Annotated in this window: 1 protein-coding gene; it reads right to left on the bottom strand. The window is 71.2% G+C overall.

Annotated features, from left to right (window positions below):
- Positions 1 to 445, bottom strand: a 445-nt coding sequence (locus tag H926_RS27865; RefSeq protein WP_202804741.1) for an FAD/NAD(P)-binding protein, incomplete at both ends; no start/stop codon positions are given.

Genomic DNA, 445 nt, shown 5'->3' with positions numbered 1-445 from the left:
GGTGCCAGGGCGGCCAGCGCGCGGTGGCGCTGCGGCGGCAGGTTGCCTTGGGCGAGAACCACGGCGCGGGCATGGAGCGGCGCGCCCTGATCGAGTGCGACTTGGAGCGTGCCATCGCCCAGCGGAGTGACGCCTTGCGCGCTGGCAATCGCGATCGTGATGCGATCGGGCATGGCGGCGCGCGCGCTGGCCAGCAGGCTGGCGATATAGGCGCCATAGCTGGCGCGGGTGGCAAAGCGGTTGGCCGCGTCGGTTTCGCCGTGGCCCAGCCAGCGCAGGAAATGGGTGGGATCATCGGGCAAGGCGCTCATGTTGCCGGCGCGCACGTTGAGCAGGTGCTGTGGCCCACAGGCGCCATAGGCAAGGCCATGGGCCAGCGCCTGGGGATCACGCTCCACGATGACCACGCGCACCCCGCGCCGGGCGAGGTGGATAGCCAGCAAGG

Source organism: Novosphingobium sp. B-7 (genome assembly GCF_000410615.1).
In the GTDB taxonomy this organism is placed as follows: Bacteria; Pseudomonadota; Alphaproteobacteria; order Sphingomonadales; family Sphingomonadaceae; genus Novosphingobium; species Novosphingobium capsulatum.
Note: the sequence above shows the minus strand (reverse complement) of the source record. Positions and strands in the feature narration are given on the sequence as shown.